General features: G+C 71.0%; 12 protein-coding genes. 3 read left to right on the forward strand and 9 right to left on the reverse strand.

Annotated elements, in window-relative coordinates:
* Positions 1 to 70: 70 nt before the first annotated feature.
* The 4 genes from ACFWQC_RS20320 to pepN form a co-directional block, all read right to left on the reverse strand.
* On the reverse strand, positions 71 to 1,294 hold the full coding sequence (locus tag ACFWQC_RS20320) for a hypothetical protein (protein ID WP_378681975.1): 1,224 nt from the start codon (positions 1,292 to 1,294) through the stop codon (positions 71 to 73).
* Between the two features lie 156 nt (positions 1,295 to 1,450).
* Positions 1,451 to 4,372 carry an AAA family ATPase gene (locus ACFWQC_RS20325; RefSeq protein ID WP_378681977.1) on the reverse strand — a complete coding sequence of 974 codons (2,922 nt, stop codon included), beginning with the start codon at positions 4,370 to 4,372 and terminating at the stop codon, positions 1,451 to 1,453.
* Positions 4,372 to 5,571 carry an exonuclease SbcCD subunit D gene (locus ACFWQC_RS20330; protein WP_378681980.1) on the reverse strand — a complete coding sequence of 400 codons (1,200 nt, stop codon included), beginning with the start codon at positions 5,569 to 5,571 and terminating at the stop codon, positions 4,372 to 4,374. The genes ACFWQC_RS20325 and ACFWQC_RS20330 overlap by 1 nt, the downstream gene beginning before the upstream one ends.
* A 61-nt stretch (positions 5,572 to 5,632) precedes the next feature.
* Positions 5,633 to 8,083 carry an aminopeptidase N gene (gene pepN, locus ACFWQC_RS20335; protein WP_378681983.1) on the reverse strand — a complete coding sequence of 817 codons (2,451 nt, stop codon included), beginning with the start codon at positions 8,081 to 8,083 and terminating at the stop codon, positions 5,633 to 5,635.
* A gap of 37 nt (positions 8,084 to 8,120) precedes the next feature.
* On the opposite strand from pepN, the gene ACFWQC_RS20340 reads away from it, so the two are divergent.
* Complete coding sequence (locus ACFWQC_RS20340; protein ID WP_378681986.1) at positions 8,121 to 8,558, forward strand: OsmC family protein; 438 nt, start codon at positions 8,121 to 8,123, stop codon at positions 8,556 to 8,558.
* Positions 8,559 to 8,677: 119 nt separating this feature from the next.
* Here the strand turns inward: ACFWQC_RS20340 and ACFWQC_RS20345 are convergent, their stop codons facing one another.
* Positions 8,678 to 9,739 (reverse strand): S-adenosylmethionine:tRNA ribosyltransferase-isomerase, encoded by a 1,062-nt coding sequence (locus ACFWQC_RS20345; protein ID WP_378681989.1) that lies wholly within the window; start codon positions 9,737 to 9,739, stop codon positions 8,678 to 8,680.
* Positions 9,736 to 10,434 (reverse strand): SDR family NAD(P)-dependent oxidoreductase, encoded by a 699-nt coding sequence (locus tag ACFWQC_RS20350; protein WP_378681992.1) that lies wholly within the window; start codon positions 10,432 to 10,434, stop codon positions 9,736 to 9,738. Before ACFWQC_RS20350 ends, ACFWQC_RS20345 begins: the two co-directional genes overlap by 4 nt.
* A gap of 60 nt (positions 10,435 to 10,494) precedes the next feature.
* Between ACFWQC_RS20350 and soxR the strand changes: the two genes are divergently transcribed.
* Positions 10,495 to 10,968, forward strand: a complete 474-nt coding sequence (gene soxR / locus ACFWQC_RS20355) for a redox-sensitive transcriptional activator SoxR (protein WP_378681995.1) — start codon at positions 10,495 to 10,497, stop codon at positions 10,966 to 10,968.
* Between the two features lie 109 nt (positions 10,969 to 11,077).
* Here soxR and ACFWQC_RS20360 read toward each other — a convergent pair whose 3' ends face one another.
* Positions 11,078 to 11,803 (reverse strand): peptidylprolyl isomerase, encoded by a 726-nt coding sequence (locus ACFWQC_RS20360; protein WP_378681998.1) that lies wholly within the window; start codon positions 11,801 to 11,803, stop codon positions 11,078 to 11,080.
* Positions 11,804 to 11,987: 184 nt separating this feature from the next.
* Here ACFWQC_RS20360 and ACFWQC_RS20365 point away from each other — a divergent pair, with 184 nt between their 5' ends.
* Positions 11,988 to 12,458 carry a GNAT family N-acetyltransferase gene (locus ACFWQC_RS20365; RefSeq protein WP_378682001.1) on the forward strand — a complete coding sequence of 157 codons (471 nt, stop codon included), beginning with the start codon at positions 11,988 to 11,990 and terminating at the stop codon, positions 12,456 to 12,458.
* Here the strand turns inward: ACFWQC_RS20365 and ACFWQC_RS20370 are convergent.
* Both ACFWQC_RS20370 and ACFWQC_RS20375 read right to left on the reverse strand, forming a co-directional pair.
* Positions 12,413 to 12,940, reverse strand: a complete 528-nt coding sequence (locus tag ACFWQC_RS20370; RefSeq protein WP_378682004.1) for a DoxX family protein — start codon at positions 12,938 to 12,940, stop codon at positions 12,413 to 12,415. The genes ACFWQC_RS20365 and ACFWQC_RS20370 overlap by 46 nt on opposite strands.
* On the reverse strand, positions 12,937 to 13,128 hold the full coding sequence (locus tag ACFWQC_RS20375; RefSeq protein WP_355021396.1) for a hypothetical protein: 192 nt from the start codon (positions 13,126 to 13,128) through the stop codon (positions 12,937 to 12,939). The genes ACFWQC_RS20370 and ACFWQC_RS20375 overlap by 4 nt, the downstream gene beginning before the upstream one ends.
* Between the last annotated feature and the right edge of the window lie 11 nt (positions 13,129 to 13,139).

A 13,139-nucleotide genomic window follows, 5' to 3' on the forward strand; every position in this document is an offset into this window, starting at 1 on the left:
TGGTGTCCTCCGCGGTGGCCCCCCCCCCCTGGCGGGCGCTCCTTCCCGCCCCCCCTCGGCGAGGTTTTGGTCAGCTGAGGGTCATGGTGGGCTCTCCGTTGGCGTTGAGCCCGGTGCCGTGGGTGCATGTGCCGGACCTCGGCGCGCCGCCGTTGTAGGCCTGGCGCAGGCAGTTGCGCAGGGCGAGCTGGCCCCAGTAGTTCGGGTGCAGACTCTCCTGGATGTAGTAGTTGCCGCTCGTGGTGGAGACGGTGCGGATCTGGTTGACCCACTCGGTCTTGTCGACGGCACCGGAGGCCCGCCAGCTGGAGACCCCCTTCTCCTCGAGGAGACCCACGGTGTTCTCGCACAGACGGCGGCCGGCGAACGCACCAGAGACGTCGATCGTCTTGATGTTGGTCAGCCCGGAGTCGGTCGCCGCACCCGAGATCGCGTTGTTGATCGTCGGCAGGATCGTGTTGTACGCGTAGTCGGCGTCCGCGTTCCAGAAGCCGCAGCCGCCGGTGTTCTGGCGGGAGTAGCCGGACTCGCTGTAGCGGTAGACCGATGAGGTCGCCAGCGGCGAGGGCACGTTCTGGACGATCAGGGTCCACGCGTTGTCCGCATAGCCCGCGTCGCGCATGGCGGTGCGTACGTTCTGGAAGGCGGTGGCGATCCTCGCGCGAACCGCCGCGACATTGCCTGCCGCCATCGCGTTGGTCACGACCGAGTCGTCCTTGCAGTAGTCCTTGAGCCATGAGGGCGAGGTCAGAAAGTTCTGGACGCACTGGGTGACGATGGCGGCGAAGTTGAAGTCGTTGCCGCCGATGCCGATCGTCACTGCTTTCACGTTGTGGCTCGCTGCGAAGCTCTGCAGCATGAGGGCTTGGCCCTGCTTGCCGCCGGTGGAGTAGAAGTCGACGCCGGGCTTGAAGTAGCCCTCGCTGGTGGTCGTCGTGGCGACCTTCGCGCCCGAGCAGGCCAGGTTGAGCCCGCTCACGCCACCGCCGATGTACGCCTCAGCGGCCGTGCTGCGGTGGCACCGGTTGATCGTCTCGGCCGTGTGAGTGGCGTTGTCGAAGTAGGTCGCGCTGCCGCCCGCGTCGATCAGCGACTCGCCGGAGTTGCTGTTTCCGGCCCAACGGCCGGCCTCACCGGAGACGTAGCTGTCACCCACGGTGACCATCCATGGTGTGCCGCTGCCGGGGCCGTCGGCCTGTGCGGGAGAGGCCATCAACGATGTTGCCGAGAGCAGGGACGCGGGTAGGAGAAGGGTCGCGGCGACCTTGGCGACACGGGTGGTGAGACGCGGCACGGAAACCTCCGGTTGGTCTGGGACGGGCTTCCGCGGTGCGGAGCCGCCTCAGGCTAGTGACGTACGTCACCCCGGGGAATGGCTGGGAAGTAATACCTGTCGGCCCGAAGGTTAATTCTTCGGTGATGCCCTCGAGCGACCTGAGTTCTTCCGGTGTCAGGTGCCGAGGACCTGAAGGGTGGATCCCTCGCGGCCCTTGGCCACTGCCAGCTGGGTGGGGATGCGCTCGCGCATCTCGGTGACGTGGCTGACCACGCCGATGATGCGCCCGCCCTCGCGGAGGGTGTCGAGGACGTCGAGCACGTCATCGAGGGTGTCGGCATCGAGGGAGCCGAAGCCCTCGTCGACGAAGAGGGTGTCGAGCATCTGGCCGCCGGCCTCGTTCATGATCACGTCGGCCAGGCCGAGCGCCAGAGCGAGCGAGACCACGAAGGTCTCGCCACCCGACAGAGTCGCCGGGTCCCTCGACTCGCCGGACCAGTCGTCGCGGACCATCAGCGCGAGGCCCCCGCGGCGGTCGCCGGCGCCCTTGGCCGCGGAGTGCTCCAGGGCGTAGCGCTGGTCGCTCATCTTCGCCAACCGCTCGTTGGCGGCCGCGACGACCTGGGTGAGGCGGTAGGCGACGACATAGGCCGACAGACTCATCTGGAGCTGGTTGTCGCTGCTCTTCCCCTCGGCGAAGGAGGCGATCCGCGCGGCGACCTCGAGGTCGTCGCGTACGGGGGCCCAGGCCGAGAGCGCGCGGGTCAGGTCGCGCTGCAGGGAGTCGAGGCGGGCGGCACGGGTGGCGGCGGTGTCGGCCGCCGAGCGGGCGGCGTCGGCGGCGTCGGCGGCCTTGCGGTGGGCGGTGGTGAGCGCGGGCAGGTCCGGCTCCTCGGTGGCCAGGGTCTCGGCGGCGCCGGGGGAGTCGAGGGTCGCTCGGGCGGCAGCCAGGCTGTCGGCGTACGTCTTGATCTGGCTGTTCAGTGCCGCGACCCGCTCCGGCGGGAGCGCGGCTGCGAGGGCACTCTCGGGGGTGTCGAAGCCGGCCCTGACCGCGGTGGCGGTGAGGGTGCGCTCGGCGGCGGCGAGCGCCTCGGCGGCGCGGGTGGCGGCCTCGAGGCGCTCGAGGCTCGTGGTCGCCGCGCGGTGATCGCGCTCGAACGCGGTGAGCACGGAGTCGAGATCCGGGTGGTCGCCACGGACGTCGGTCAGCTGCTCCTCCAGACGCTCGCGTTCGTCGGTGAGGTGACGCAAAGTGGTCTCGAGCTCGGCGGCTCGGGTCTCCAGCCCGGCACGGAGGGTCGCCGAGCGGGCCCGGGTCTCCTCGGCGGCGGTGAGCTGGGCGCGCAGGCTCGGTTCGCGGGCAGCGGTACGCTCCAGACCGGCCAGACGCTCGCCCATCGACGCGGCCGCCTCGTCGGTCTCCCCAGCAGCCTCCTGGGCGAGCTGGAGACGGGTGGTGAGGTCGCGCACGTGCTGGTCGCGGGCGTGCTCCTCGGCGCTGGCGTTGTCGTAGGTCGCCTGGGCTGCCTTCTCGGCAGCCGCGTCAGGGGCGCCGTCGGCGGGGGAGGCCTTGTGGGGGTGCTCGTGGGACCCGCACACCGGGCAGTCCGCACCGACCGCGAGCGCGCCGGCGAGCTCGGCCGCGATGCCGTCCAGCCGGGCCTGGCGTACGTCGAGATAGTGGGTGCGCGCCTCCATGGCGGCTGTCCTGGCCGACTCGTGCCTGGCCCGGGCGTCGACGAGCTCCCGGGTCAGCCGTCCGACCTCGGTGACGGCGGCGACCCGAGCGCGGAGCACCGGGATCGCCGCGGCCGCCTCGGTGGCCGCCGCCAGGTCCGCGGTGAGCGCCTCGGCCTGCTGCGGCAGCTCCTCGGCGAGTCGAGCCTGCTCGCGGGTCTGGGTGAGGATCCGATCCCGCTGGGTGCCGGTGGTCGCGAGCTCGCGGGTGACCTCGCTCAGTCGTCGCTGGACCGGCACCAGGGCGCGGGCTTGCGCAAGCCGGGCGGAGATCCGGTCGACGGCTGCCTTTGCATCGGTCAGGGTCAGGTCGCTCGGGGCGAGCGAGGTCGCCTTGGCGTGGGCGCGCCGTGCCTGGTCGGCGAGCTCGCTGACCCCCGCCACGGCCTCGGCACGCTGGGCGGCCTCGACGCGACGTACGCGCTCCGACTGTTCCTCGGCCGCGGCGACGAGACGGCTCTCGGCGGCAGCGGCGGCACGGAGGCCGCGCTGCTTCTCGGCCATCGCACGGGCGACGTCGAGAGCGGCGAGGGTCTCCGACTCGGCGGCCAGGGCCTCCATCGCGGCGCCGGAGGTGACGGCCTGCGACTCGGTGGCCTCCTCGGCCAGTGCGCGGGCCCAGGTGGCGATCGCGCCGTCGCCGGAGGGAAGCCCGAGGTCATGGACGTCCCAGTCTTCTGGGAGCGTGACGGCCGCGGTCTCGCTGATCCGGCTGACCGCCTCGGCGACGCCGGCGTTGAGCTCCTCGGAGCGCCGCCGGAGCTCGACGCGGCGCTCACGCAGCCAGCGCTCGACATCGGCGAAGCGCTCGGTGCGGAAGAGCCGCTCGAGCAGCCGTTTGCGCTCCTCGGCGCTGGAGCGGAGGAACGCCTGGAAGCGCCCCTGGGGGAGCATCGCGACCTGCACGAACTGGGTCAGCGTCATGCCGAGGAGGTCCGAGACCAGGTGGCCGGCCTCGTCGAGGCGGGTGGTGAGGGTGCGCCACTCCTCGCCGACCTGCTCCATGAGCACGACGGAGGCCTGCTGGGTCGTGGTGCCGGCGCCACGACGCTTGGGCCGCTCCCACGACGGTGAGCGGGTGATCCGGAAGCGTCGCTGGGCGAGCGTCGCCTCCAGGACGACCCGCGTCGCGACCTCGGCCGCGGCCCGGTCGCTGCGCAGCCGCTTCGCGACCGAACGGTCACCGGGGACGTCGCCATAGAGTGCGAAGCAGACCGCGTCCAGGACGCTCGTCTTCCCGGCTCCGGTGGCGCCGGAGAGCAGGAAGAGCCCCGCCTCGGAGAGCTGGTCGAAGTCGACGCTCACCGTGCCCGTGAACGGGCCGAACGCGGCGACCTCCAGGTGGTGAAGGCGCATCAGAAGAGCACCTCGAGCCACTCCTCTTCCTCGGCGACGCCGGAGCGCGAGTCGAGCGAGTCGACCTCGGGGTCCTCGCAGCAGGCGTCCACAGCGGTCTGCAGGAGCGCCAGCTCGGCCTTGGCCGCCGGCTCGCCGCGGAGTTCGGCCACGAACTCGGTGACCAGGTCGATGTCGCGCCGCGGCCGGGACGGGTCAGGCTGCGACAGCGCACCCAGGACCGGCGCGGTCGACTCGAACCCCAGCACGAGCGTGTGCGGGAACCGCCGCCGCAGCCGCTCCATGGCCTGGGCCGGGCGGATCCGGTCGGTCAGGGTGACCTGCAGCCACGACTGCTCGTGGACCTCGTGACGGGGGTCGCTCAGGAGGTCGTCGAGGGTGCCCCGCAACCGGGCGAGGTTGCGCGGGACCGGCGCCTCCACGAACTCGCTGGCGACGAAGCCGGACTCGTCGAGATCGATGAGCCAGGACCCCTTGAGATGGTTGGCCTCGGAGAAGGAGTACGCCAGCGGCGAGCCGCTGTAGCGCACCGTGTCGGTGATCGTGTGGCGGCCGTGCAGGTGGCCGAGGGCGGCGTAGGAGATGTCCTCGAAGAGGCTGGCGGGCACCATCGACACCCCGCCGACGGAGATGTCGCGCTCGGAGTCGGAGGGCTCCGCACCGGTGACGAAGGCGTGGGCCATCACCACGCTGCGGCCACCCCGGCCATCGAGGTCGGCACGGACCCGCCGCATCGCCTCGCTGAGCGCTGCCTGGTGGGAGCGCGACTCCAGCCCCCACGACGCCCTGGCGGCGTCGGGATCGAGGTAGGGGAGACCGTAGAAGGCCACCTCGCCGTGCTCGTCGGGGAGCATCACCGGGCGGCCGACGCCGGCCAGGTCGGTGCGGATGAAGATGCCGGCAGCGTCGATCAGCTCGGAGCCGAACCCCAGTCGCTGGGCCGAGTCGTGGTTGCCGCTGGTGATGACGACCTTCGCCCGCGAGGCGGCCAGCCGAGAGAGCGCCTCCGAGGCCAGCCGCACCGCGTCGACCTGCGGAAGCGCCCGGTCATATACATCCCCGGATACGCACACCACGTCGACGGATCCCTGCTCCACCACGGAGAGGAGATGGTCGACGTACGCCGCCTGGTGCCCGAGCATGCCCTCCCTGTGGAAGGACCGGCCCAGGTGCCAGTCGGAGGTGTGCAGGATCCGCATGAAACGAAAACTATCGGTGAGCACGGACAGTCTTGCCCCCGACTCACCGCCGGAGCGTCGGCTACGCGGGATACGTCACCTTGATCGCCAGCTGCCGCTGCAGGTTGTCGGCCGCGTCGGACACCCGGCGGCGTACGCCCGGGTCGAGATCCAGCTCGATGACCGCCCGCGCGGCAGCGAGAGTCTCCTCGGTCACCGAGCCGCTCGGGAAGAACGCCTCGGCGGCCTCGGCGAGGCTCCAGCCCGAGCGCTTCTCAGCGGTGGCGGGAAGCTCGGCGAAGTAGCGCTCGACGTAGCCCGCGGTGAGCTCGGCGGGACCGGTCCAGAACGCCCGCCCGGCGGCCAGGATGTCGTAGTTGGGCAGGTCGGTCTCGCCGGTGAACACGGACCAGCCGTACGCCTTCGCCTCCACGTCGGGGATGCTGACCAGGGCGCCGTTGAGGTGGATGCGGGCCTCGTTGGCGGGCTCGGCGTCATAGGCATCCTGCAGCTCCGCGCGGGTCGCGAACCCGTTCTCGGCGAGCTTGGCGAGGATGCGCCAGCGCAGGTCGAGGTCGGTCTCGATCCCGTCCGGGGGACCGGCCAGCCATTCCCGCAGCAGCGACTCGGACGACGCCGAGCGGATGGCCGCGCGGTAGGACGACAGCTGCAGCTCGGAGCCGGGAGCGACCTCGTCGAGCTTGCGCAGAGCCGCCTCGTGCAGCCGCTCGCGAGCCCCGGCCGGCGCCAGGGGCACCACCGAGCCGAAGAGCCACGGCATCGTGCGCCGCGGGGTGTCCTCGACGTCTTCGACGGGGAGCGACGCCTCGGCGATGTCGATGACGTCGGCCGGGTCGACCGCGGCGTTGAACCAAGCGCTGCGCAGGTTGTTCCACACGCCCGCGCGCAGGCCGTCGTCGGTCACCTCCGGGAGGGCGGCCTTGAGCGCCTGCACCGTCTCCCAGTCGGGGATGACCGAGGCCCAGGTGTCGTCGTAGGGGTCGAGCACGACGGCGTTGGCGGCGACCTGGAGCGGCGTCTTGTCGCCGCTCACCGTGATGTCCTCGGTGGTCCACTGCGTGCCGTTGAGGATCGCCGCGCGGAAGGTGTGGGAGCGCTCGGCCGGGTGCAGCGACGGAGCGGTGCGGTTGACGACCATCTTGGCCGGGTCCCACGAGAGCGTGTCCGGGCCGGCTTTGAGCAGCCACTGGGAGGTGAAGGTGTCGAGGTCGAACTCGACCCCCGCTTCGGCCGCGGCGGCATCCCAGGAGCCGAACAGGTCGTGCATCGTCGCATTGCCGAACCTGTGCCGGGTGAAGTGGTCGATCGCGCCGGCGAAGAAGACGTCGTCGCCGAGGGAGGCGGCGAGCTGGCGCAGGATCGCGGAGCCCTTGGAGTAGGAGATCCCGTCGAAGTTCTGCAGCGCCGAGACGGCGTCCTCGGCGCCGTTGCCGGCGACCGAGTGCGTCGAGCCGCGCTGGTCGGCGGTCAGGCCCCACTGACGGCGGGCGTAGGACATGTCGGCCCAGGCGTCGGCGTACTCTGTCACCTCGGCGGTGACCCGGTTGCCCATGTATTCGGCGAACGACTCGTTGAGCCACAGGTCGTCCCACCACTGCGGCGTGACCAGGTCGCCGAACCACTGGTGGGCCATCTCGTGGGCGACCGTGGTGGCGCGCTGGATCCGCATGCCGCGGGTCACCCGCGAGGTGAAGACGAGCGGGTCCCGGAAGGTCACGCAGCCCGGGTTCTCCATCGCGCCCGCGTTGAACTCCGGCACGAACGCCTGGTGGTAGTTGCCGAACGGGTAGCGGATGCCGAAGAGCCGGTGGAACTCGTCGAAGCACTGCTTGGTGATCGTGAAGAGCTCCTCGGCGTCCTTGTCGAGGTCGGCGGCGATGCTCTGCCGCGAGCTCAACGACAGCGGGATCCCGTCGTGCTCGTCATGGATCATGTGCCACGGGCCGGCGACGAGCGTGACGAAGTACGTCGACAGCGGCTGGCTCCGCTCGAACTCCCACACACCGGGCTCGGTCTGGGTGCCCGGCGCGTTGCCGATCACCGTCCAGTCGCGCGGCGCGGTCACGTGGAAGGTGTATGGCGCCTTCAGGTCGGGCTGGTCGAAGCAGGCGAAGATCGTCGGGGCGGCGTCCATGAAGCACATCCCGTAGACGTACGCCTTCCCGTCGGCCGGGTCGACGCTGCGGTGCAGCCCCTCCCCGTCGTTACGGAACGGCATGGTGGCCTCGACGACGAGCTCGTTGGTGCCCTCCTGGGTGGTGATGGGGAGGCGTCCCTTGGTGAGCGTGGCCGGGTCGACCGGGCTGCCGTTGAGGCTGATCCGCGCCACGGAGACCGGCTTGAGGTCGACGAACGTCGGCCCGCCCTTCGATGTGAACCGGATCGTCGTCACCGAGTGGAAGGTCTCCTCGCTGGAGGCCAGGTCGAGACGTACGTCGTAGTCCTCGATCTTCAGCAGACCGGCACGGGCGGTGGCCTCGTCACGGCGCAGGGGCAGGCTCTGGGTGCTCACGTCGCACAGGCTAACGGGCGGATGGCACTCTTACCCCATGACTTCTGATGCGGCTGACCAGCGCTCGGTTTCTCTGGAGAAGATCGGCGAGCACCGCTTCCGTGCGACCAACGAGCGCGGAGGCACCGTGGTGATCGGCCACGGCGACGACCCCGACTTCACCCCCGTCGAGCTGCTCCTCGCCGCCCTGGCCGGCTGCAGCGCCCTCGACGTCGATTTCATCACCGGCAAGCGGTCCCCGATGGAGACCTTCGAGGCCCTCGCCGCAGGCACGAAGATCCGCGACGAGCAGGGCAACCGCCTCGTCGACCTCTCGGTCACCTTCGACATCACCTTCCCCGAGGGCGAGGCCGGCGATGCCGCACGCAAGGTCCTCCCGGACGCGATCAAGAAGTCCGAGACCCGCCTGTGCACCGTCGGCCGCACCGTCGCCGTCGGCACCCCCGTCACCTACGGCGAGGGCGCCCTGTCCTAACCAGCCGAGGCGTCGCCCGCGTCGGCCGAGGCGTCACTCGCGTCGGCCGAGTTGGCACCGGAGTGACTTCTCGGCCGACGGGGTTGACGCTTCGGCCGACGTACGTGACGCCTCGGCGTTCAGGGGAGCAGGAGGGCGGAGTCCCCGAACTCGTGCCACAGGTAGCCGTCGGCAACCGCGGCGTCGTAGGCGGCCTGGGTGAGCTCGGGGCCGGCGACGGCCTCGACCAGCAGCAGGTGACTGGCCTGAGGGTCGTGCCAGCCGGTGATGAGCCCGTTGACGATGTACGGCGGGTTCGCCGGCGTGATGACTCGGTCGGTCCAGCCGCTCGCCGCCCTGACCGCGCCCGTCGCGGGGATGACCGCCGACTCGAGAGCGCGGGTGACGGTGGTGCCGGCCGCGACGACGCGGCCCCCGGCGTACCTCGTCTGCTCCACCAGCCTCGCCGTGGTCTCGGAGACCTCGAACCACTCCGCGCCGGGGGCCTCGCCGGCCTCCTGGGAGGAGACGCCGGTGTGCAGGGTGATCGGCGCGACCTGGATGCCGCGGGTGACCAGCTCGGTGACCAGCGGGTGGGTGAAGGGACGCGCCGCCGAGGGCATCTCCGCGCTCCCGGGGCGGTGCCCGAAGACGGTCTGGTAGGCGGAGAGCGGGTAGCGGCGATCGAGATAGCCGTACGCGATCGGGCGGCCGGCCCGCTCGAGCTCGGCGGTGACGTCGCCGGTGACGCGGGCGCGCCACAGCCGGTTGCCCTCGCCGGTGGGGGAGGAGGCGCGACCGTCCGGGTACGGCTCGAGGAGGGTCACCCGGAGACCCGCGGTCACCACCACGTCGCCCTCGGCGGCGTCGAGCACGGACCGGGAGGCGTCCGGGGCGGAGCGGAGCTCCACGGCCCAGCCGGTGTCGAGGCGCTGGGCGAGGTGGAGCACCACCCGACCGCGCCCGATCAGGTCGGCGTCGAGCTGGCGCGCCTCGGTCACCGAGTCGTTGACCACGACCAGGTCGCCGGGGGAGAGGTGGTCGGCAAGGTTTCGGAACCGGGCATGTCGTACGCCGCCCGGCGAGGCCACGAGCAGCCGCACCCCGTCGCGTTCCATGCCGCGCCACTCCGCGGGCGCGGGGGCGGTCGTGTCGTCCGGGAAGGGGAACGTCGTGGTCGGTCGTTCGGCGAGAATCGTCATCGGGTTGCTCCAGCGGGTGCGAGATCGGCGGCGCGGTAGCGCCCTGAGGGCTCGTCGCCGGAGAGCAGCGCGAGCAGGCGCGGAACGACCGATTCCGGCAGCGGTCGATCGGAGATGTCCTCACCAGGGAAGGCGTCCTGGTGCATGTCGGTGCGCATGTCACCGGGGTCGACGGCGTACGCACGGATGCCGTTCTCCTCGCCGAGGGTGAGGACCAGGTGGTCGAGCGCGGCCTTGCTCGCTGCGTACGTTCCCCAGGTCGGGTAGTGCTCGACCGCCGCGTCGCTGGAGACGCCCACGAGGGTGCCGCCCGAGGCGATCAGGTAGGGGAGGAGTCGCTGGGTGAGCGAGAGCGGTGCGAGCAGGTTCGTCTCGAGCACGCTCGAGAAGAGGCTCTCGGGGACCTCGGCCAGTGGCAGCATCGGGCCGAGCTCGCTGGCATTGTGCACGAGCAGGTCGAGGCGCCCGTGGCGGGCGACGGCGGCCGCGATCGCGTCCTGATGGTCGAGATCTCGTACGTCGCCGCTCAGCGTCGTCACCCGTGGGCTGTCCGGCAGGGCGGTATGGAGACGGTCGGCGTTCCGGGCGTCGGTGACGACGCTCCAGCCCTTGTCGATGAGGGAGGTCGCGAGGGCGAGCCCCAGGCCTGCGGAGCCGCCGGTGATGACGGCTACTTCGTTGTCTGATCTGTTCATGCCCCTAGGATTCAACCTAAAGTGAACTTGAGATCAAGGGCTGTGACAGAAAAGAGTGAGATGAACACCCACGACCTGCTCACGATGGGCGAGGTGACCCGCCGCAGCGGCTACGCGGCCTCCGCGGTGCGCTACTACGAGAGCCAGGGCCTGATCCGGGCCGAACGATCGGCCGGGGGACAGCGTACGTTCGAGCGCAGCGTCCTGCGCCGGCTCGCCTTCATCAGGGCCGCCGCCAACGTCGGCCTCTCCCTGGACGAGATCAAGGCCGAGCTCGACTGCCTGCCGGGGGATCGCACCCCCACGAAGGCCGACTGGGCGCGTATGTCCAGGCACTGGCGCCGCCGTCTCGAGGAGCAGATCCACGCCCTCGAGCGCCTCCGCGACAACCTCGACTCCTGCATCGGCTGCGGCTGCCTCTCCCTGCAGCGCTGCAGCATCTCCAACCCCGACGACGCCGCGGCCGCGCAGAGCCCCGGCGCCGCATACCTCCCCAAGGTCCTGCGCCGCGACCCACCCCGCCGTCGGGCCTGAACCCAGCCGAGGCGTCAACCACGTCGGCCGAGGCGTCACCTAGGTCGGCCGAGATGGCATGCAGGTGCCATCTCGGCCGACGCGCGTGACGCCTCGGCAAAGGGTTGGGTCAGCCGACGGTGATGGTCTCGAACTCGACCGGGGTCTTGGGAGCGCCGGTGCCGTCAGGGCCGGCCTCGCCGACGCCCGCCTCGCCGACCTTCTGGAGGGTCTTGATGGCGGCCTCGTCCAGGGTGCCGAAGACGGTGTAGGCGGGCGGGAGCTGGGTGTCGCCGAAGACCATGAAGAACTGGCTGCCGCCGGAGTTGGGCTGACCGGTGTTGGCCATCGCGAGGGTGCCGGCGGGGAAGGTGTCGCTCTCCTCGAACTCGTCGGGGATCGTGTAGCCGGGGCCACCCGTGCCCTCGCCGGTCGGGTCGCCGCACTGCAGCAGCTCGAAGCCGGGGTTGGCGCCGAGGCGGTGGCAGCTGGTGCCGTCGTAGTAGTCCTGCGAGGCCAGCGAGAGGAACGAGTTCACCGTGCAGGGCGCCTTGTCGGCGTCGAGGGTGATCGCGAGCGGGCCGACGGAGGTGTTGATGGTGGCGGCGACCTTGCCGGTGTACTGCGCGGTCTTCTCCGGCTGGTCCACCTCCTTGGAAGCGCCCATCGGGTCCTCGACGTAGTCGCAGTCCGTCGAGCCGGGCTTCACGATCGACTTCCAGTCGCTGGACTCGCTCGACTTCGGGCCCTTGCTCTCCGCGGCGGGGTCGGAAGCGGACCCGTCGTCGGAACCACAGGCGGAGAGCGTCAGGAGCAAGGCAGTGGCGGCAACGGCCGGAAGCGCACGAGAAGGCATGCCCAGATGCTAAGGGAGCAGCGTGAAGGTTCCCTCGACGGACCCCGCATGGCGAGGCCGCCAGCTTCTTCCGCCAGCGTTGGGGCCGCGCACTATCGCACACCTTGGTCGTCGGCCGCGATACTGCACCAGCCCCGTTGCACCCAACAGCCACGACGAGGAAGGGCTCGGATAGCCTCCGGTCGTGCCTGTGCTTTCGCTGCGTTTCGAGCTCGACGACCTGACCCGGCCCGAGGTGATCCGGCTGCTGGAGGACCACCTCGAGGACATGTACGCGGTGACGCCGGCCGAGTCGGTGCACGCGCTCGACCTCGAGGCGCTGAAGGTGCCCGAGATCGCGTTCTGGTCGGCCTGGGAGGGCGCCGAGCTCGTCGGCTGCGGTGCGCTGAAGACGCTCGGCGAAGGTGACTACGAGCTCAAGTCGATGCGTACCACTGCTGCCGCCCGTGGCCGCGGCATCGGGACGGCGATGCTGCGCCACCTGCTGGCCGAGGCCACGTCACGTGGCGGCCGCCGGGTGCTCTTGGAGACCGGGACCGAAGACTTCTACGAGCCTGCCCGGCGCCTCTACGCGGGCAACGGCTTCACCGAGCGCCCGCCCTTCGGCAGCTACGTGCTCGACCCCAACTCGGTCTTCTTCGAGCTGTCGCTGTAGTCGTCGACCGGCGGGGCGCCCCGCCGGAAGAGCAGGCCGTCGAGGGCGAGCTTGGTGCGGCGTACGACGATCAGGTAGACCGCGATCGCGAGCCAGCCCAGGTCGCGGAGGGTGTCGGCGAGATAGGCGGGATCGGCCGAGGCGCCGCCGCCCCCGAAGCAGCCGCAGTCGATGTTGAGCCCGCGCGCCCAAGCCGAGGTGATCCCGACGAGGAACGAGCACAGGCCGAGCGCCGTCGCCACGGCCGCCGTCCGGGTGAACAATCCGAGGATCAGCAGCGCGCCGAGGACGATCTCGGCGATCGGCATGGCGATCGCGTACGCAGGGGCCAGCTGCCACGGCAGCAGCTGGTAGCCGCGCACCGCCTGCTCGGTGACCGCCGGCTCGGGCAGCTTGGCGAGCCCGGCGGCGAGGAACACGAAGCCGAGGTAGAGGCGGCCGGCGAGGCCGATCCAACCCAACAGGTCAGCGCGGGTCCTCATGAGAGCACCACCCACGACGTGCGGAGCACGCCGAAGACGACGAACGCCGCCACGACCGCGTAGCCGGCCCACAGCACCGGCGCCGGCGAGACCTCATCCCTGATCTCACGCCGCACGAACCACACCCCGAGCGCCAGCACGGCCACGGAGACCGCGACCAGCCCGACGACGTACCACACCTCGTTCACATCGCCAGCGT

Source organism: Nocardioides sp. NPDC058538 (genome assembly GCF_042719275.1).
Taxonomy (GTDB): Bacteria; Actinomycetota; Actinomycetes; order Propionibacteriales; family Nocardioidaceae; genus Nocardioides.

Bases quoted from the DNA above. Each gene is read 5' to 3' on its own strand.
- ACFWQC_RS20325 (WP_378681977.1), bottom strand. From the start codon at position 4,372: ATGCGCCTTCACCACCTGGAGGTCGCCGCGTTCGGCCCGTTCACGGGC.
- ACFWQC_RS20330 (WP_378681980.1), bottom strand. From the start codon at position 5,571: ATGCGGATCCTGCACACCTCCGACTGGCACCTGGGCCGGTCCTTCCAC.
- ACFWQC_RS20340 (WP_378681986.1), top strand. From the start codon at position 8,121: ATGACTTCTGATGCGGCTGACCAGCGCTCGGTTTCTCTGGAGAAGATC.
- ACFWQC_RS20345 (WP_378681989.1), bottom strand. From the start codon at position 9,739: ATGACGATTCTCGCCGAACGACCGACCACGACGTTCCCCTTCCCGGAC.
- ACFWQC_RS20350 (WP_378681992.1), bottom strand. From the start codon at position 10,434: ATGAACAGATCAGACAACGAAGTAGCCGTCATCACCGGCGGCTCCGCA.
- soxR (WP_378681995.1), top strand. From the start codon at position 10,495: ATGAACACCCACGACCTGCTCACGATGGGCGAGGTGACCCGCCGCAGC.
- ACFWQC_RS20360 (WP_378681998.1), bottom strand. From the start codon at position 11,803: ATGCCTTCTCGTGCGCTTCCGGCCGTTGCCGCCACTGCCTTGCTCCTG.
- ACFWQC_RS20370 (WP_378682004.1), bottom strand. From the start codon at position 12,940: ATGAGGACCCGCGCTGACCTGTTGGGTTGGATCGGCCTCGCCGGCCGC.